Origin of the sequence: Streptomyces sp. NPDC088766 (genome assembly GCF_044750845.1) — a bacterium.
Taxonomy (GTDB): Bacteria; Actinomycetota; Actinomycetes; order Streptomycetales; family Streptomycetaceae; genus Streptomyces.
In genome coordinates, this window is record NZ_JBIVKQ010000001.1 from 397,552 (window position 1) to 415,715 (window position 18,164).

The 18,164-nt window shown below is 71.8% G+C and carries 15 protein-coding genes; 4 read left to right on the top strand and 11 right to left on the bottom strand.

The genetic code is table 11. The features are described from left to right. Positions 1-57: 57 nt before the first annotated feature. The 5 genes from ACIP5W_RS01815 to ACIP5W_RS01835 form a co-directional block, all read right to left on the bottom strand. Complete coding sequence (locus tag ACIP5W_RS01815; RefSeq protein ID WP_401465141.1) at positions 58-2,400, bottom strand: FtsX-like permease family protein; 2,343 nt, start codon at positions 2,398-2,400, stop codon at positions 58-60. Further along, entirely contained in the window at positions 2,397-3,086 is a 690-nt protein-coding gene (locus tag ACIP5W_RS01820; RefSeq protein ID WP_401465144.1) for an ABC transporter ATP-binding protein, read from the bottom strand. The genes ACIP5W_RS01815 and ACIP5W_RS01820 overlap by 4 nt, the downstream gene beginning before the upstream one ends. After that, positions 3,083-3,607, bottom strand: a complete 525-nt coding sequence (locus ACIP5W_RS01825; protein WP_401465147.1) for a PadR family transcriptional regulator — start codon at positions 3,605-3,607, stop codon at positions 3,083-3,085. The genes ACIP5W_RS01820 and ACIP5W_RS01825 overlap by 4 nt, the downstream gene beginning before the upstream one ends. Before the next feature lie 183 nt (positions 3,608-3,790). Then, positions 3,791-4,057 carry a hypothetical protein gene (locus ACIP5W_RS01830; RefSeq protein ID WP_401465150.1) on the bottom strand — a complete coding sequence of 89 codons (267 nt, stop codon included), beginning with the start codon at positions 4,055-4,057 and terminating at the stop codon, positions 3,791-3,793. Beyond that, on the bottom strand, positions 4,054-5,001 hold the full coding sequence (locus tag ACIP5W_RS01835) for an SPFH domain-containing protein (protein ID WP_401465153.1): 948 nt from the start codon (positions 4,999-5,001) through the stop codon (positions 4,054-4,056). Before ACIP5W_RS01835 ends, ACIP5W_RS01830 begins: the two co-directional genes overlap by 4 nt. 294 nt (positions 5,002-5,295) lie before the next feature. Here ACIP5W_RS01835 and ACIP5W_RS01840 point away from each other — a divergent pair, with 294 nt between their 5' ends. Beyond that, complete coding sequence (locus tag ACIP5W_RS01840) at positions 5,296-7,707, top strand: transglycosylase domain-containing protein (protein ID WP_401465156.1); 2,412 nt, start codon at positions 5,296-5,298, stop codon at positions 7,705-7,707. A gap of 108 nt (positions 7,708-7,815) precedes the next feature. On the opposite strand, the gene ACIP5W_RS01845 is transcribed toward ACIP5W_RS01840, so the two are convergent. The 4 genes from ACIP5W_RS01845 to ACIP5W_RS01860 form a co-directional block, all read right to left on the bottom strand. Continuing rightward, positions 7,816-9,906 carry a SpoIIE family protein phosphatase gene (locus ACIP5W_RS01845; protein WP_401465159.1) on the bottom strand — a complete coding sequence of 697 codons (2,091 nt, stop codon included), beginning with the start codon at positions 9,904-9,906 and terminating at the stop codon, positions 7,816-7,818. A gap of 296 nt (positions 9,907-10,202) precedes the next feature. Further along, positions 10,203-10,895 carry a DUF402 domain-containing protein gene (locus ACIP5W_RS01850; RefSeq protein WP_401465162.1) on the bottom strand — a complete coding sequence of 231 codons (693 nt, stop codon included), beginning with the start codon at positions 10,893-10,895 and terminating at the stop codon, positions 10,203-10,205. 72 nt (positions 10,896-10,967) lie between these two features. Then, positions 10,968-12,353, bottom strand: a complete 1,386-nt coding sequence (locus tag ACIP5W_RS01855) for a class II fumarate hydratase (RefSeq protein ID WP_401465165.1) — start codon at positions 12,351-12,353, stop codon at positions 10,968-10,970. Between the two features lie 179 nt (positions 12,354-12,532). Next, complete coding sequence (locus ACIP5W_RS01860) at positions 12,533-14,200, bottom strand: fumarate hydratase (RefSeq protein ID WP_401465168.1); 1,668 nt, start codon at positions 14,198-14,200, stop codon at positions 12,533-12,535. Positions 14,201-14,367: 167 nt separating this feature from the next. Here ACIP5W_RS01860 and ACIP5W_RS01865 point away from each other — a divergent pair, with 167 nt between their 5' ends. Both ACIP5W_RS01865 and ACIP5W_RS01870 read left to right on the top strand, forming a co-directional pair. Further along, a complete protein-coding gene (locus ACIP5W_RS01865; protein WP_401465171.1) occupies positions 14,368-15,057 on the top strand; it encodes a DUF1707 domain-containing protein in 690 nt (229 codons plus the stop codon). Positions 15,058-15,162: 105 nt separating this feature from the next. Continuing rightward, positions 15,163-15,537 carry a WhiB family transcriptional regulator gene (locus ACIP5W_RS01870; RefSeq protein ID WP_366060711.1) on the top strand — a complete coding sequence of 125 codons (375 nt, stop codon included), beginning with the start codon at positions 15,163-15,165 and terminating at the stop codon, positions 15,535-15,537. Positions 15,538-15,724: 187 nt separating this feature from the next. Here the strand turns inward: ACIP5W_RS01870 and glpX are convergent, their stop codons facing one another. Further along, entirely contained in the window at positions 15,725-16,759 is a 1,035-nt protein-coding gene (gene glpX, locus ACIP5W_RS01875; protein WP_401465174.1) for a class II fructose-bisphosphatase, read from the bottom strand. A 125-nt stretch (positions 16,760-16,884) separates the two neighbouring features. On the opposite strand from glpX, the gene ACIP5W_RS01880 reads away from it, so the two are divergent. After that, positions 16,885-17,412: a DUF4245 domain-containing protein gene (locus ACIP5W_RS01880; protein WP_401465177.1), complete on the top strand. Its 528-nt coding sequence runs from the start codon at positions 16,885-16,887 to the stop codon at positions 17,410-17,412. Positions 17,413-17,513: 101 nt separating this feature from the next. Here ACIP5W_RS01880 and ACIP5W_RS01885 read toward each other — a convergent pair whose 3' ends face one another. Next, positions 17,514-18,104 (bottom strand): malonic semialdehyde reductase, encoded by a 591-nt coding sequence (locus tag ACIP5W_RS01885; RefSeq protein WP_401465180.1) that lies wholly within the window; start codon positions 18,102-18,104, stop codon positions 17,514-17,516. Between the last annotated feature and the right edge of the window lie 60 nt (positions 18,105-18,164).

Here is an 18,164-nt window from a genome sequence, read left to right on the forward strand (position 1 = left end):
CGGGCCGGGAGCCCCGCCGTTCCGGCAGGGCTCCCGGCCCGTTCGACGCCGCGCGCGTCACTCCGTGCGCAGGCCGTCCGGCCGCATCAGCCGCAGCAGCGGCGGCAGGCTCAGCAGCGTCACCCCGAGGACGACCGCGGCACCGGTGGCGGTCATCGCCAGCACGCTCGACCAGTCGACGCCCACCGGCGTGCCCGTCATCCGCAGCAGCACCCCGCCCAGCGTGATGCCCACCACCGAGGCCAGCAGCAGGCCGAGCCCGACCGGGAGCGCCGTCTGCCACAGCACCGACATGCTCAGCGTGCGGCGGCGGGTGCCGAAGGCGACCAGCGCGGACAGCAGCTTGCGGCGTTCGCGCAACTGCTCCAGCTGCGACACCAGCAGGCTCGCGCCGATCAGCACCAGCACACAGACGGAGCCGACGAGCAGACCGGTGCGGATGGAGGCGAACTTCTCGTCCTGCTTCGTGGAGTACCAGTTCATCGGGCGGGTCATCGGATCCACCCGGAACGCCGTGTTGCGGGCGTGGTCGTACGCGTCGGGCACGGACTCGTCGAACGAGAGGTACAGCTGACCGCTGACCAGCTCCTGGGCCGCCTCGGGCAGCGCGCTCGGCGTCAGCAGGAAGCCTCCCCGCTCCCACTCGGTGAGGCCCTCGACCGACCGGGCCGTGGTGACGCCCGCGGGGACGGTCCAGACGGTCTCCCGGCTGCCTTCCGACGTGGACTGCTCGAGGTACAGCTTCTTGCCGGGCCTGTTCAGCTGCGGGCCCTCCGTGGCGTACTCGACGCCGTCGACCACGAAGACGTCCCCCTCCCGGCACGAAGGAAGCTTCGCCAGCTCGCGCAGGGCCGGGCAGTCGCCCACGGTCAGCGCCGCGCTCAGGCTCGGGCCGTTCTCGCTGTTCCAGGAGGAGTCGCCCAGGTAGCCCTCCCACAGGGCCGTGACCTTGCGGACGCCCTTGGTGTCGGTGAACTTCCGGGCGGTCTCGGCCATCGGGACGCCGTCCGGCACCGCGACCTGCATCTGCGCCCGGGTGACGTCCTGGCCGGTGGCCTCGGTGTAGTCGCCGTCCACGCCCGCGAACAGCATCTGCAACGCGATCGCCCCGGCGACCGCCACCGCGATGCCGTTGACCATCCGGGCCGCCGTACCGCTGCTCAACTGCAGTCTTCGTACCGCCAGTTGCCAGGCGACGCCGCCCGAGCCGAGCCTGGCCACGACCGTCTCCACGAGCCAGGGCAGCAGGGCGGTGATCCCGACGAGGACGAGCAGGACACCGCCGGTCACCAGGTACTGGTTGAAGTCCCCGTTCTCGCGGCCCTGTCCGATCATCGGGTAGAGCATCGCGAGGCCGGCCACCGGCATCAGCAGCCGCCACCACAGCCGTCGCCGTGCCGGCCTGGCCGTGCGCACCACGCCGAGGGGTTCGATCACCACGCCCCGCAGCGCGAAGAGGGTGACCAGGACCGCGGCCGTCGGCACCGCCAGCACGATCAGGGCGGCCAGCGCGGGGGAGGGGTCGAGGTAGCTGGGCCACACGCTGATGCCCATCACCTCGACCGAACCGGCCACCTGGCGGCCGATCAGGAAGAAGACCGTGCCGAGGACCAGGCCCAGCAGCGAGCCGGCCATCGCCTCGCCCGCCGCGATGCGCCGCGTCATCCGCCCGTCGCTGCCGATCAGCCTGAGGGCCGCGAGCCTGCGGTCGCGCCGCTCGCCGCCGAACCGCACGGCCGCGGCGATGAACACGGCCACCGGCATGAGCAGCACCACGATGACGACGAGGACGAGCAGGAGCAGCACCGGGTCGGTCTCCTCCTTCGTCGGCTGCGGGTTCCCGAACCCCTTCAGCCTGATCGCCCCCACCCCGTCGTCGAGGTGCGCGGCGAGCCCGGAGGCGCCCGCGTAGTAAGCGAGTTCCCGGGAGCCGATCAGCCCGGCCTCCCCGATCGTCCCGACGATCCGGTACGGCAGCCGCTCCCGCAGCAACGCCGAACCGTCGGAGGCGAGCAGCTTCCTCAGCGCGGGCGAGACCACCATGTCGCCCCTCGCCGGGAACCGGCTCACACCGGGCGGCAGGGGAGCCCGCGCCCCTTCCGGTTCCACCAGCCGGCCGCGTACGTCCTTGTCGCGGAACGTCGTGTCGGAGTCGGCGATCAGCAGGGTGTCGTCGGCCCTGGCCGGCTGGCTCGCCCCGAACGGCCAGTCGAGCCGGGCGTCCTCACGCGCGTGGCGCGCCGCGAGGGCGTTCGGCACCGCCGTCGTCAGCAGCAGGACGGCGACGCCGAGCCCGACGCCCACGGCCGTCAGCACGGCCCGGATCCAGCCCTCCCGGCCGCCGGCGAAGGCGAACCGGACCCCCAGGGCCAGATCACGGCCCCACTGGCGCAGGTTCATACGACGCGCTCCATGTCCCGCGACTTCCCGTCCCGTACGACGATCTCGCGGTCGGAGTAGGCGGCCACCCGGGCCTCGTGCGTGACGAGGACGACGGCCGCGTTGGCCGACCGGGCGGCCTCGGTCAGCAGCTCCATCACGCGTTCGCCGTTGAGGGAGTCCAGCGCGCCGGTCGGCTCGTCGGCGAACAGCACCCGGGGGTCGGTGACGAGCGAGCGCGCCACGGCCACCCGCTGCCCCTGCCCGCCGGACACCTCGCCGGGCCGCTTGCCCTTCAGGTCGTCGACCTCCAGCCGCTCCATCCACGCCAGGGCGGCCCGCTCGGCCTGCTTGCGCGGGGCGCCGTTCAGCCTGAGCGGCAGCGCCACGTTCTCCACGCAGGTCAGCTCCGGCACGAGCTGCCCGAACTGGAACACGAACCCGAACTCCGAGCGGCGCAGCGCACTGCGCCGGGCGTCGCTCATCGTCGCCAGCTCCTGCCCGTCGTAGGTGATCGAGCCGGAGTCGGGCGTCACGATCCCGGCGAGGCAGTGCAGCAGCGTGGACTTGCCGGACCCGGAGGGGCCCATGACGGCGACGACCTCGCCGGGGTGGATGGAGAACTCGGCGCCGTCCAGCGCGAGCGTCGGACCGTAGGCCTTGCGGAGGTTCTCCGCGGCGAGCAGCGAACCGGCGGGGGCGCTCACGCGGTCACCGCCTCTCGCAGCCGGTCCAGACGGGCGGCGGTCAGCTCGAGCCAGCGCAGGTCGGCCTCCAGGTGGAACAGGGCGTGGTCGCAGATCAGCTGGTCGGCGAGGTCGCCCCGGCGCTTGCGGTCGGTGAGGATGCGCATGCTGCGCAGGTGCTCGGAGCGCTGCGTGTCCAGGATGTCGGCCGCGTCGCGGTGCGTGAGCAGCGCGAGGACGACCTTGGTGTAGAGCGTCGACTGGAGGTACGGCTCCGGCTTCTCGGGCGTGGCGAGCCAGCGGGCGACGTCGGTGATCCCGGCGTCGGTGATGGCGTACCGCTTGCGCTCCGGGCCGCCGCCGGCCTCGATGCCGTCTACCTCGACCAGGCCGTTCTTCAACAGCCGGGACATCGTCGAATAGACCTGGCCGTAGTGCAGCGGCCGGTCGTGACCGAACTTCTCGTCGAAGGCCCGCTTGAGGTCGTAACCGTGGCGGGGCCCGGACTCCAGGAGTCCCAGGAGTGTGTGACCGATGGACATGAGGAGGACTGTACACACGGTGTATACGCGGTGTGTATACGCGGAGTGCGGAGAGGGCGGCTGGCTGTACGGCGGCGCAGGTGGGGGCTGATTGTCACAGGTTCGCCACAACGGCCGTCCGGTGCGCGGCGGCCGGACGTGGCAGCCGGACGTGGCGGCCGGACGCCGCGGGGGGCCGGGCGGTCAGGTCGGCGGGGGCCCCGGTGCGGAGCCGCCGGGAGGGCCGGGAGGCCGCCCCCGGCGGGGCAGGGGGCCGGCCTCCCCGGGCAGCCTGCCCGCCTCCTTCAGCGCCCTCCGCAACAGGAACTCGATCTGCGCGTTCGCCGACCGCAGTTCGTCGGAGGCCCACCGGGCCAGCGCGTCGTACACCAGCGGATCGAGCCGCAGCAGCACCTGCTTGCGCTGCTGCGGCCGACGCCGAGGGGCGGCCCCCTCTTCGGGCGGGGTCACTGGTAGAGCGTCCCCGCGTTCAGTACCGGCTGCGGTGCCCGGTCCCCGCACAGCACCACCATCAGGTTGGACACCATCGCCGCCTTCCGTTCCTCGTCCAGTTCCACGATGCCCTGCTCGGCGATCCGGCCCAGCGCCGCCTCCACCATGCCGACCGCGCCGTCCACGATCTCGCGCCGCGCCGCGACCACCGCGCCGGCCTGCTGCCGCTGCAGCATCGCGGAGGCGATCTCCGGAGCGTAGGCGAGGTGCGTGAAGCGGGACTCGATGATCCGCACACCGGCGGCCGCCACGCGCGCGTGCAGCTCGACGGCGAGCTTCTCGGTGATCTCCTCGGCGTTGCCGCGCAGTGAGAGCCCGTCCTCGTCGTGGGCGTCGTAGGGGTACTCGATGGCTATGTGCCGGACCGCGGCCTCGGTCTGGGTGGAGACGAACTCCACGAAGTCGTCCACCTCGAAGGAGGCCTGCGCGGTGTCCTGCACCTTCCACACGACGACCGCGGCCAGCTCGATGGGGTTGCCGTAGGCGTCGTTGACCTTGAGGACGGCGGTCTCGTGGTTGCGGACGCGGGTCGAGATCTTCTCGCGGGAGGTGAAGGGGTTCACCCAGCGCAGTCCGTCCTCGCGGATGGTCCCCCGGTAGCGCCCGAACAGCTGCACCACGCGGGCCTCGCCCGGCGCCACCGTGTTCAGCCCGCACATCGCGAGGAACGCGGCGAGTGCGACGAGGACGCCGCCGGTGATGAGCGCGGCCTTGCCGCCGGTCGCGGTCACGGTGGTGGCGGCGGCGAGCAGGGCGGCGCCGGCCAGCAGTCCGACCAGGCCCGACAGCAGCGCGAGGCCGCCGCCCACGCTGCGGGCCGGGAACTCGCGCACCCGCGGGGCGGGCATCTCGGGCACGTCGGCGGTGGCCGAGGGCTCGTGCGTGGACTCGTTCGTGGGCATGGTTCCCCCGTTTCTCGCGGGCGGCCGGGCCGGTGGTCCGGGGGACGCCCGCGGATGAGCTGCGGTCTATCTAAGTGATATCACTTTAACGGGCGTTGGCAACCCTCGACCGCTCCCGGACGTCGATTCGGGTGGAACGGTGCGCCGGTTCCCCCCGTGGGGGGTGCTGATTCTCACGCCCCCGCGGGACCGGATCGAGACCCGTTCGTCACAGAGAGCGGTGTTAGCTTTCTGAGCTGACCTGCCTCCGGGCACTGGTGCGACTACCGAGTAGGAAGCGGAGCGAGCGGACTCATGGGACGAGCGGAAGAGAGACGAGCGCGACAGCGTGGTGGTCGTCGCGCGGCGCCCAGGAACCGCTCGTCGCAGACGGCGGCCCCCGAGGCGCGCACCGAGTCGGCGTCGTCGGCGCAGGGCGCGACGCGCACCGCGGCCGGCGGGCGCGCGGCGGCCCGCCGCGGCGCGGGGAAGGGCGGCAAGGGGGCCGAGGGCGGCAAGGGCCGCATACGCCGCCTGTTCACCTGGAAGAAGATGCTCGGCGGCTTCCTGGGCTTCTGCGTGCTCGTCGTCGGAGCCTTCATCGTCCTGTACATGACGACGCCGATTCCGGCCGGCAACGCCGCCGCCAAGCTCCAGAGCAACATCTACAAGTACAGCGACGGCACCCTGCTCACCCGCGACGGCGACGTCAACCGGGAGAACGTCGACCTCGCGGAGGTCCCCAAGGAGGTCCAGCACGCCTTCGTCGCCGCCGAGAACAAGAGCTTCTACGACGACGCCGGCGTCGACCTGAAGGGCACCGCGCGCGGCGTCCTCAACACGGTCATGGGCAAGGGCGCCCAGGGCGGTTCGACGATCACGCAGCAGTACGTCAAGAACTACTACCTGACCCAGGAACAGACGGTCACCCGCAAGCTGAAGGAACTGGTCATCTCCCTCAAGCTGGACCGGGAGGAGTCCAAGGACTACATCCTGGCCGGCTACATCAACACCAGCTACTACGGCCGCGGCGCCTACGGCATCCAGGCCGCCGCCCAGGCCTACTACCGCGTCGACGCCGACAAGCTCACCGTCCCCCAGGGCGCCTACCTCGCAGCCCTGCTCCAGGCCCCCAGCCAGTACGACTGGTCCTCCGCGAGCGACACCGGCAAGAAGCTGGTCAAACAGCGCTGGAACTACGTCCTGGACAACATGGTCGAGGAGGACTGGCTCGACAAGGCCGAGCGCGACGCCATGGAGTTCCCGGTCCCCGAGGAGCCCAAGGCCGTCCCCGGCCAGGAGGGCCAGGTCGGCTACCTGGTGAAGGCGGCCAACAGCGAGCTGGAGAAGCAGCTCGTCGCCCAGGGCGTCGCCGACAGCAGCCAGGAGGCCGAGGCGATGGTCGGCGCCGGCGGCTGGAACATCACCCTCAACATCGAGAAGAAGAAGCAGAAGGCGCTGGAGAAGTCCGTCAAGGAACAGCTGACCGGCAAACTGGACGCGAAGAAGCGCCCGGTCGACGGCGACATCCAGGCCGGCGCCGTCTCGGTGAACCCGAAGACGGGCGCGGTCGTGGCGATGTACGGCGGTGTGGACTACGTCAAGCACTACACGAACAACGCCACCCGCACCGACTACCAGCCCGCCTCCACCTTCAAACCGGTGATCCTGGCCGCCGCCCTGGACCAGGGCGCGGTGACCCAGGACGACCAGAAGATCAGCGTGAACACGGTCTACGACGGCACCAGCAAGCGCCCCGTCGTCGGCAGCGACATCGGCTTCGCCCCGGAGAACGAGGACGACGTCGACTACGGGGACGTCACCGTCCAGACGGCGATGAACAAGTCCGTCAACTCCGTCTTCGCCCAGATGGGCGTCGACGTCGGCATGGACAAGGTCCTCAGGACCGCCTCCGACCTCGGCATGGACACCGCGGACCTGAAGGCCGTGCCCGCGCAGACCCTCGGCACCATGGGCGCGAGCCCGCTGCAGATGGCCGGCGTCTACGCGACCCTCGACAACCACGGCAAGAAGGTCACCCCGACGCTCATCAAGTCGGCGGAGAGCAGCGCCCACGCGGTGGAGCCGGCCGACCCGATCGGCGACCAAGTCGTCAGCCGCGAGGCCGCCGACACGGTCACCTCGGTGCTCACCGGCGTGGTCGACGACGGCACGGCCCAGAAGTCCGTGCGGGACAACCCCCTGCGCAACGGCCAGAAGGTCGCGGGCAAGACGGGCACCTCCGACGACAACAAGTCGGCCTGGTTCACCGGCTACACGCCCGACCTGGTCACCTCGGTCGGCCTGTTCGGCGAGTCCGCCAAGCCGCCGCACCCCCAGGTCACCATGACCGGGGCGACCGGCCTGCTCCCCGGCAAGGGCCGCGTCAACGGCGGCGGCTACCCGGCGCAGATCTGGGCGGCGTACACCTTCGGCGTCTCGAGCAAGGTCAGCCGGTTCGACCTGGAGACCGACCAGGGCGCGGCGGTCCAGCCGACCGTCACGACGAGCCCCTCGCAGTCGCCGTCGCAGGAGCCGTCAAAGACGCCGAGCACGGCGCCCTCGTCGAGCGAGCCGTCGAAGACGCAGGAGCCGTCGCAGACGCCCACCACGCAGGAACCGTCGCAGACACCGACCACGCAGGAACCGTCGCAGACACCGACCACGGGGGCGCCGACGACCGGCGAACCCCAGAACCCGCTGGATCCCCAGTTCGGCAGTCAGTAGCAGTCGGCAGCGGAGGACGACAGCACGAGGCAGGGGCGCCCGGCATCATGCCGGGCGCCCCTCCGCGTCCTACCGCTGCCCGCCGTCCTGCCACCGGGACGGCGCGGCCTACGAGCCCTGGTTCAACTCGAACCAGACCACCTTCCCGGTGCTCAGCCGGGTCGCCCCCCACCGCCGGGCCAGCCGGTTCACCAGGTACAGCCCGCGGCCGCCCTCGTCGGTGGCACGGGCCTGCCGCAGCCGCGGCAGCTGCGGCACGTCGTCGCCGACCTCGCAGCGCAGCACGTCGGTGCGCAGCAGCCGCAGCGACACCGGCCGGGTGGCGTACCGCACCGCGTTGGTGACCACCTCGCTCACCAGCAGCTCGACGGAGTCCGTCATCTCCTCCATGCCCCAGCGCGACAGCGCCCCCCGGGCGAGGCGCCGGGCCCGCCCCGGAGCCGCGTCCTCCGGCTCCAGGAACCAGTACGCGACATCACTGGGCGCGATCCCGTCGAAGCGGGCGGCGAGCAGCGCGATGTCGTCGTCCCGGTCGCCCGGACCGAGCATGTCGAGGACCTCGTCGCACAGGGCCTCCAGCGGCGGCGGATGGTCGGGACCGGTCAGCTGCGCGGTCGCGGCGAGCTTCTCGCGCAACTGCTCTATGCCGGTCGCCACGTCCCGCAGCCGGGACTCCACCAGACCGTCCGTGTACAGCAGCAGGGTGGCACCGGCGGGCGCGTCCAGCTCGACGGCCTCGAAGTCGACGCCGCCCACCCCGATCGGGGCGCCCGGCGGCACCCGCAGCACCTCGGCCCGGCCGCCCAGGTGCAGCAGGATGGGCGGGGGATGGCCGGCGTTGGCGATGGTGATGCGGTGCGCCACCGGGTCGTAGACGGCGTAGAGGCAGGTCGCCATGCGGTCGGTGCCCAGGCGCTGGGCCTGCTCGTCCAGGTGGTGCAGGACCTCCTGCGGGGGCAGGTCCAGCCCGGCCAGCGTCTGGGCCGTCGTGCGGAGCTGGCCCATGATGGCGGCGCTGGTCATGGAGTGCCCCATGACGTCACCGACCACCAGCGCGACCCGGCTGCCCGGCAGCGGGATCGCGTCGTACCAGTCGCCGCCCACCCGCGCGGTCTCCGCCGCCGGCAGATAGCGGGAGGCCAGCCGCACGCCCGTGGGCCGCGGCAGGGTCTCCGGCAGCATCGTGCGCTGGAGCTCGTCGGCGATGTACGCCTCCCGGTCGTACAGCACCGCCTTGTCGATGCCCAGGGCGCTGTGCGTGGCGAGCTGCGCCGCCACCAGCAGGTCGTCCGTGTCGAACGGGATGCGTTCGGGACGGCGGATGAAGACCGCGGCGCCGATCACCCGGCGCCGTCCCCGCAGCGGCGCGAGGATCGCCCGCCGGTCGCCCGGAATGTCCAACCTGCTCTCCGGACCCAGGAGTTCGGGCAACGCGGCGGTGGCCGCCGGGGTGTCCGCGAACACCGGACGCACCCCCCGCAGCACCTCCGCGAGGGCCCCGCCCGGACGCACCTCGCACAGTTCCGCGATCGCCGCCGACAGCTCGGACAGCTCCGGCGCCTCGGGAGGCGGCAGACCGAGCTGCGCGAACCCGGGCTCGGGCTCGCGCTCCTCGGGGATCCGGTCGGTGCGCCGCAGCCGCAGCACGACCCGGTCCGCGACCGGCCGCTCGTCGCCGACCGGCAGCGGATCGCGCAGATAGACCAGGATCGCGTCGGAGAAGGTCGGCACGGTGGCCCGGCACAGCCCCATCACGATCTCGTCCAGGTCCAGACCGCGGGCGATCCGCCGGGTCGCCGCACCCACGAAGCGCAGCCGGTCGCCGTCCCGCCGCATCGGCGTGGGCTGCCGGCCGGCCGTGGGCGCCTGCCCGGTACGACGCTCCCGGCCGTCCGGGCGCGTCTCGGCGCCCGGCTGGAGCGGTACGGCCTCGGGCGCGGGGCGCGGCCGGTGCGCGTCCGGCTCGGCGGCCGCAGGCTGTGAGTGCTCGGCGTCGGAAACGGCCTGCTCCTTCCCCTGGGGGCAGAGCGCCGGGCCGCCCGGCGCGGTGGCGCCCGGCACGCCGTCGGTACGGCCCTGGGCGGCGGCCGGTAAGGCGGCGGCGCCGGGCGCGGGCTCCTGGGCACGCAGAAGCGCCCCGCGGTCGTCCGTGGGGTCCACGCCCTGAGGGCGTTCGTAGGAGGTGGGCTGCTCCGTCACGCGTGTCGAATCCGTCCGTCCGGGGCTGCGCGCCGCGCGTGCAGTCGGTCCCGCAGAGAATCCGATACCCGGAATACGTGTCCCCGGAACGGATTTCCCGCGTGGTCAGAGGCTGTTCCTGTGCCACCGGTGGGCCCACCGCGGCCCCTGCCGGTACTGCCCTCGTACCCCTCGCTCACGTCCTGCCGCCCCTCGGTGACGTTCGGTCAGACCTGGCACCCGCTCCGGGAGTTACGGTGGGAGCGCCCTTGCGGAGGACGATCCTACGTTTGCCGCCCGGGGGCACATCAAGGGTCTCACGTGGACAGGCGCGCAGGTGTTCGGTGCCAGTCCTGCGGCAGCGACGGCACGCCCCAGGACGGATCCGGGCGCCAGTCCTCCCAGCCGTCGGCGAACGGTGCGCCCCAGGCACGGATCACCTCCACCGCCGACCGGCCGGCCTCCCGGACCCGCTCGGCCACCGACACGTCCATCAGCCCGTCCTGCTGAGCCTGCGCGAACTCGTCCTCGTCGCGCCAGTCCCAGGAGCGGTCGGGATACACGCACAGGTCCAGGAAATGGTCCTCGGAGTCCACCCCGCCGCCCCAACGCACCAGCGGCTCCTCGAAGTTGACGTACCAGTTCTTGAACCGCCAGCCCGGCTCCCAGAACAGCCACACCGACCAGGGCTCACCGGGCCGGGCCAGCTTCAGCACACCGGTGCCGAACCAGCGGCCCGGCACCACCGTCCGCGGCTTGGTGTAGCGCGTGCGCAGCGGCTCCTGGTGCGGAGGAGTGCCGTCGGCGAGCACGGGTCTGACGCACTGGGTGCCGGGGGCCAGCCACACGGCGAGCAGCTCCTCGTCGTCCCGGACCACGGTGACGGGGCGGGCGATGTGGACCCCCGCACCGCCGTTCTCCCGGTACCGCCACAGGATCTGGTCCCCGGGCCGCCAGAAGCCCGCCGCCCCACCCGTTCCCACGCGCCTCACCGCTCCGCCGTCTGCCATGCACAGATATTAGGTGCCATGGGCATACGACGCTGCGGTACGCGTCACGGTTCTCGCGCGGGCCGCCAAAGGTTACGGCCGTGTCATCCGCAGGACATCGAGCGCCTCGTCGAGCTGCTGGAGCGTGAGGTCGCCGCGCTCCACGTACCCGCCCTCCAGCACCGTCTCGCGGATCGTCCGACGCTCCGCCAGCGCCTTCTTGGCGACCTTCGCGGCCTCCTCGTACCCGATGTACTTGTTCAGCGGGGTGACGACGGACGGCGACGACTCGGCGTACTCGCGGGCGCGTTCACGGTGGGCGACGATCCCGTCCACGGTCCGGTCGGCGAGCAGCCGCGACACGTTGGCGAGCAGCCGGACCGACTCCAGCACGTTCTTGGCGATGACCGGCAGCATCACGTTCAGCTCGAAGTTGCCGGCCGCGCCCGCCGTCGCCACGGTGGCGTCGTTCCCGACGACCTGCGCGGCGACCATCAGCACCGCCTCCGGGATCACCGGGTTGACCTTGCCCGGCATGATCGAGGACCCCGGCTGAAGATCGGGCAGCGAGATCTCCGCCAGCCCGGTCCGCGGCCCCGAAGCCATCCACCGCAGATCGTTGGCGATCTTCGTCAGTCCCACGGCGATCGTCCGGAGCTGCCCGCTGGTCTCCACGATGCCGTCGCGCGCGCCCTGCGCCTCGAAGTGGTCGCGCGCCTCCGTCAGCGGCAGCCCGGTGACCCGGGCGACCTCCTCGATGACGGCCGCGGAGAAACCGGGCGGCGTGTTGATGCCCGTCCCCACCGCCGTGCCGCCCAGCGGCAGTTCGGCGAGCCGGGGGAGGGAGGCCGTCAGCCGCTCGACGCCGTACCGCACCTGCGCGGCGTACCCGCCGAACTCCTGCCCCAGGGTCACGGGCGTGGCGTCCATGAGGTGGGTGCGCCCCGACTTCACCACGTCGGAGAACTCCTCCGCCTTGCGCTCCAGGGAGCCGGCCAGTTGCTCCAGGGCGGGGATGAGGTCGTGGGTGACGGCGGCGGTGGCGGCGATGTGGATCGACGACGGGAAGACGTCGTTGGACGACTGAGAGGCGTTCACGTGGTCGTTCGGGTGGACGTCCCGGCCGAGCCGCTCGGTCGCCAGGGTGGCGACGACCTCGTTGGTGTTCATGTTCGACGACGTCCCGGAACCCGTCTGGAACACGTCCACCGGGAAGTGCGCGTCCCACCGCCCCTCGGCCACCTCGGCGGCCGCCTCCTGGATCGCCCGGGCGATCTCCTCGTCGAGCACGCCCAACTCGGCGTTCACCTTCGCGGCGGCACCCTTGATCCGGGCCAGCGCCTCGATGTGGGCGCGCTCGATGCGCTGCCCCGAGACGGGGAAGTTCTCGACGGCCCGCTGGGTCTGGGCCCGCCACTTGGCGTCCGCCGGGACGCGGACTTCGCCCATGGAGTCGTGCTCGATGCGGTATTCGGTCATACGGGGTACAGCGTGGGGCCGGCCCCGGTTGTTCCGGGCGGCGGGACACGCCGGCCCGTCCGGCGTCCGAGGACGAGGTCCGTCCGGGGCCGGCAGCGGGGGTCCGGGGGCGGCAGCCCCGGGGGACGGGCCGGGAAGGGGCGGCGGGGGCGAAAACACCCCCACCACCCCCTGTGGCCCTACGCCAGCCCCGGCCCCCGCACCGGAATGCTCGTGAACGTCGGCGCCGGAGCCGGATCCTGGAAGAAGTCGTTGCCCTTGTCGTCCACCACGATGAACGCCGGGAAGTCCTCGACCTCGATCTTCCAGACCGCCTCCATGCCGAGTTCCTCGTACTCGACGACCTCGACCTTCTTGATGCAGTCCTGGGCGAGCCGGGCGGCCGGGCCGCCGATGGAGCCGAGGTAGAAGCCGCCGTGGGTGCCGCACGCGTCGGTGACCTGCTTGCTGCGGTTGCCCTTGGCGAGCATGACCCTGGAGCCGCCGGCGGCCTGGAACTGCTCGACGTAGGAGTCCATGCGGCCGGCCGTCGTCGGGCCGAAGGAGCCGGACGCGTAGCCCTCGGGCGTCTTGGCCGGACCGGCGTAGTACACCGGGTGGTCCTTCAGGTACTGCGGCATCTCCTCGCCGGCGTCGAGGCGTTCCTTGATCTTGGCGTGCGCGATGTCGCGGGCCACGACGAGCGGCCCGGACAGGGACAGCCGGGTCTTCACGGGGTACTTCGTCAGCTCGGCGAGGATGTCGTCCATCGGCTGGTTGAGGTCGATGCGCACGACGTCGCCGTCGGACTCGAGGTGTTCGTCCGTCGTGTCCGGCAGGAACCGCGCCGGGTCCGTCTCGAGCTGCTCCAGGAAGACGCCCTCGGCGGTGATCTTCGCGACGGCCTGCCGGTCGGCGGAGCACGACACGGCGATCGCGACGGGGCACGAGGCCCCGTGCCGCGGAAGCCGCACGACCCGCACATCGTGGCAGAAGTACTTGCCCCCGAACTGCGCGCCGATCCCGATCTTCTGCGTCAGCTCGAAGACCTTCTCCTCCAGCTCCTTGTCCCGGAAGCCGTGCCCGAGCGGCGAGCCCTCGGCGGGGATCTCGTCCAGGTAGTGCGCGGAGGCGTACTTGGCGGTCTTGAGCGCGTACTCGGCGGAGGTGCCGCCGACCACGATGGCCAGGTGGTACGGCGGGCAGGCGGCCGTACCGAGGGAGCGGATCTTCTCCTCCAGGAACTTCATCATGGAGGCCTCGTTCAGGACGGCCTTCGTCTCCTGGTAGAGGAAGGACTTGTTGGCGCTGCCGCCGCCCTTCGCCATGAAGAGGAACTTGTAGGCGCCGCCGTCGGTGGCGTACAGCTCGATCTGGGCCGGCAGGTTGGAGCCGGTGTTCTTCTCCTCCCACATGGTGAGGGGAGCCATCTGCGAGTAGCGCAGGTTGAGGTTGAGGTAGGCGTCGTAGATGCCGCGGCTGAGGGCCTCCTCGTCGCCGCCCTCGGTGAGCACGTTCTGTCCGCGCTTGCCCATGACGATGGCGGTGCCGGTGTCCTGGCACATGGGGAGCACGCCGGCGGCCGCGATGTTCGCGTTCTTCAGCAGGTCCAGGGCGACGAACTTGTCGTTCGCCGAGGCCTCCGGGTCGTCGATGATGCGGCGGAGCTGCGCGAGGTGGGCCGGGCGCAGGTAGTGCTGGATGTCGTGGACGGCCTCCTCGGCGAGCTTGCGCAGCGCCTCCGGCTCCACCTTGAGGAACGTCCGCCCGTCGGCCTCGAAGGTGGAGACACCCTCGGAGGTCACCAGCCGGTAGGGGGTGGTGTCCTCTCCCATGGGGAGCAGATCGGTGTACGCGAACTCAGGCATGTCGCCCATTCCTCACTCGACAGACAGCGCGGCCGGCCTCCGTTGGCGGCGCCCACCAGCGTAGGACCTGCCGATCGCGGCGGGCCTGTGAGGTAAGGCTCAGTTCGGCGGCGGCCGGCCGCCGAGGAGGGCTATCGCGATCTATCGTGTTTCGGTACGCTGCTGTCGTGGACCTTGAGAAGCAGAACCGACCGCGTGCCGCGGTGAGCGAGTTGCGCGCCTCGGACGCCGACCGCGACCGCATCGCCGACATCCTGCGCGAGGCTCTCGCCGAGGGGCGTCTCACCGCCGACGAGCACGCCGAGCGGGTCGAGGGCGTGCTGGCCGCGAAGACGGTCGGCGAACTGGACGCGTTCGTCCGGGACCTGCCCGCCGCGCACCGGCCGCCCGCCTCGTCCCCCGTCCCGGCTCCCGACCGCCCGACGGCCGGAGCCGTCCCGGCCGACCCGGACGACAGCCTGGTCGCGATCTTCAGTGCCGCCGTCCGCAGGGGCCGCTGGCGCGCGGGCCGCCGTATCCACGCGTACGCGGTCTTCGGCAGCGTCGAGATCGACCTGAGCGAGGCGGTCTTCGAGTACCAGCAGGTCGTCGTCAAGGCGTTCTCGGTCTTCGGCAGCGTCGACATCCGCGTCCCGGAGAACGTGTCGCTGCGCGGCACCGGCGGCGGCGTCCTGGGCGCCTTCGAGGTGCACACCCTCGACTCGTCCGACCCCGGCGCCCCCGTCGTCTACGTCGACGGCTGGTCCGTCCTCGGCAGCATCGAGGCCCGGCCCAGGCGCGGCAAGGTCGTCGCGGACATCCTCGGTCGGGTCCACCGCAGGGTCGACAAGGGTGTGCGCAAGCACCTGGACCGTTGACGGTCGTGACGGCGGCGGCCGTCAACTCAGTGCATAGGCGCACGCACAGCGGGTAGGCCTTGCTGCATCGTCTCTCGCTCGCGAAGCCGTCGTCAGGAGTAGACCGTGCTGCAATCGCCGCATTCGTCCCAGGTCGCTGCCGTGCCGGCCCAGCTGCTGCCGGCGCGAGACAGGGACCAGGACGCGCCATGGCACACCGAAGCGGTGTGCCGGCGCGACGAGGCAGGCCTGTTCTTCGCCCCTTCCAAGGAGCCCACCGCGGCCCGCCTGTCCCGCGAGGAGGCGGCCAAGCGGGTCTGCGCACGCTGTCCGGTCATGGTGGAGTGCCGGGAGCACGCCCTGCTGCAACCGGAGCCCTACGGCGTCTGGGGCGGCCTGACCGCGGCGGAACGCCGGGTGGTCCTGGCCCGCCGCCGTCGCCGGGACGTGGAACTGAAGAAGGCGGCCAGACCGGCGGACCGCATAGCGGCAGCCGGCTAGAACGACTAGAACGACATGCATGGGAAAGGGCGCCCCCACCGCACCGGGGGCGCCCTTTTCGACGGGGTGGCCGCCGCGCCCCGAGGGGCGCGGGGCCGGATCTGCGCGCGGCTCCGCCGCATGGGCGCGACCGGCCGCAGCGGGCTCGCACGCGCCCACTGCCCGCGGCCCCGTCCGGCAGGCGGAGCTACTTCGCCCGGTCGAAGTCGATCGCGCTGTAGGCCCGCAGCTTGCTCAGCCGGTGCTCGGAGTCGATCCTGCGCACCGTCCCCGACTTCGACCGCATCACGATCGAATCGGTGACCGCCGTCTCGGACCGGTACCGCACGCCGCGCAGCAGCTCGCCGTCCGTGATGCCGGTGGCGACGAAGAACACGTTCTCCCCGGTCACCAGGTCCTCGGTGGTCAGCACGCGGTCGAGGTCGTGTCCGGCGTCGACCGCCCGCTGCCGCTCCTCCTGGTCCTTCGGCCACAGCTTGCCCTGGATGGTGCCGCCCAGGCACTTCACGGCGCAGGCCGAGATGATGCCCTCCGGGGTGCCGCCGACGCCGAGGAGCAGGTCGACGCCGGTGCCCTCGCGCAGCGCGAGGATGGAACCGGCGACGTCACCGTCGGAGATGAGCTTGATGCGGGCGCCGGTCCGGCGGATCTCGTCGATGATCCCCGCGTGCCGCGGCCGGTCCAGGATGACGACGGTGACGTCCTCCGGGGTGGCCCGCTTGGCCTTGGCGACCCGGCGGATGTTCACCGACACGGGGGCGTCGATGTCGACGAAGTCGGCGGCTTCGGGGCCGGTGACCAGCTTGTCCATGTAGAACACGGCGGACGGGTCGAACATGGCGCCGCGCTCGGTGGCCGCGAGGACGGCGATCGCGTTCGGCATGCCCTTGGCCGTCAGCGTGGTGCCGTCGATGGGGTCGACGGCGATGTCGACCTCGGGCCCGGTGCCGTCACCGACGCGCTCGCCGTTGAAGAGCATCGGGGCTTCGTCCTTCTCGCCCTCGCCGATGACGACGACGCCGTTCATCGAGACGGTGGAGACGAGGGTCCGCATCGCGCGCACCGCGGCGCCGTCGGCGCCGTTCTTGTCGCCGCGTCCCACCCAGCGGCCCGCGGCCATGGCGGCGGCTTCGGTCACCCGGACCAGTTCCAGGGCGAGGTTGCGGTCCGGGGCCTCGGAGGGGACATCGAGTTCGGACGGCAGATGATGATGCTCGGTCATCGGAGCGCACCTTTCTGATACGACGACGGCCGGATGAGGGTTCCACTCGACTCTATCGCCAGTACGACAAAATGAGCAGGGGACCCCACGGATGAGCGCACTCGGTACCTGCGACGATAGGGGGCGTGGCAGGTTCGAAAGGCAAGACGCAGACGGTCCGGGACATGGTGCTCTCGCTGGGCCTGATCATGGTCGCCGGTCTGGTGATGTACTTCTTCATCCCGCACGACGACAGTGCCGCTCCCGACGTGAAGCGGGTCGACTACCGCGTGGAGCTGCTGACGGCGCGCCGCGCGGCCTCGTACCCGGTGGCCGCGCCCGAGGGGCTCTCCTCGGACTGGAAGCCGACCTCGGTGCGCTTCGACGGCGCCGAGTTCGACTCCTGGCACCTCGGCTTCCACTCTCCCGACGGGGAGTACGTGGCGGTGGAGCAGTCGACTCAGGAGCGCGTGCCGTTCATCGAGGACGCGAGCCAAGGTGCCCGCGAGACGAAGGTGACCGAGGAGATCGGCGGCCGCACCTGGACCCGCTACACCGGCGGCCGCTACGACGCCCTGGTGCTGGAGGGCACCGACGGCGCCACCACGGTCGTCGCGGGTACGGCGTCGTTCGACCGGCTGGCCGAGATGGCGGGCGCGCTGAAGCCGGCGTGAGTCCCCGGCCGCACCCCGGGCACGACGAAGGCACCCGGCCGATCGGCCGGGTGCCTTCGTCGTGCCCGGGGCGTCGCCTCCGGGACGGGGAGTCTCGCGTCTCAGACGGTGGTGAAGACCTGCTCGTACGGCAGGCGCGGGGAGCGCGGGTAGGAGGCGCCCTCGCCCGGCTTGCCGATGTTGACGACGATCAGCGGGGTGTGGTCGTCGTCCAGGAACTCCTTGCGGATGCCCTCGGCGTCGAAGCCGGTCATCGGGCCGGCGGCGAGACCGGCGGCGCGGATGCCGACGATGAAGTAGGCGGCCTGGAGGGCGGCGTTCAGCTTGGCGGAGCCCTCGCGGACCGGGCGCTCGGCGAAGAAGGCGTCCTTGGCCTGCGGGAACGCCGGGAACAGGGTCGGCAGCTCCTCGTGGAACTCGTTGTCCGCGGAGAGGATCGCGACCAGCGGCGCGGTGGCCGTCTTGGCCCGGTTGCCCTCGGCCATGTGCTGCACGAGGCGCTCGCGGGCCTCGGCGGAGCGGACCAGGGTGACGCGCAGCGGGGTCTGGTTGAAGGCGGTGGGGCCGAACTTGACCAGGTCGTAGATCGCCTGGACCTGCTCCTCCGTCACCGGCTCGTCGGTGAAGGTGTTGGCGGTGTGGGCCTCGCGGAACAGCAGGTCCTGGGCGGCGGGGTCAAGAACGAGAGACATGGGGGATCTTCCTCGGGGTGGGCGTCGGTGGCCCGGGTGCCGGGCCGGTTGACGTGCTCG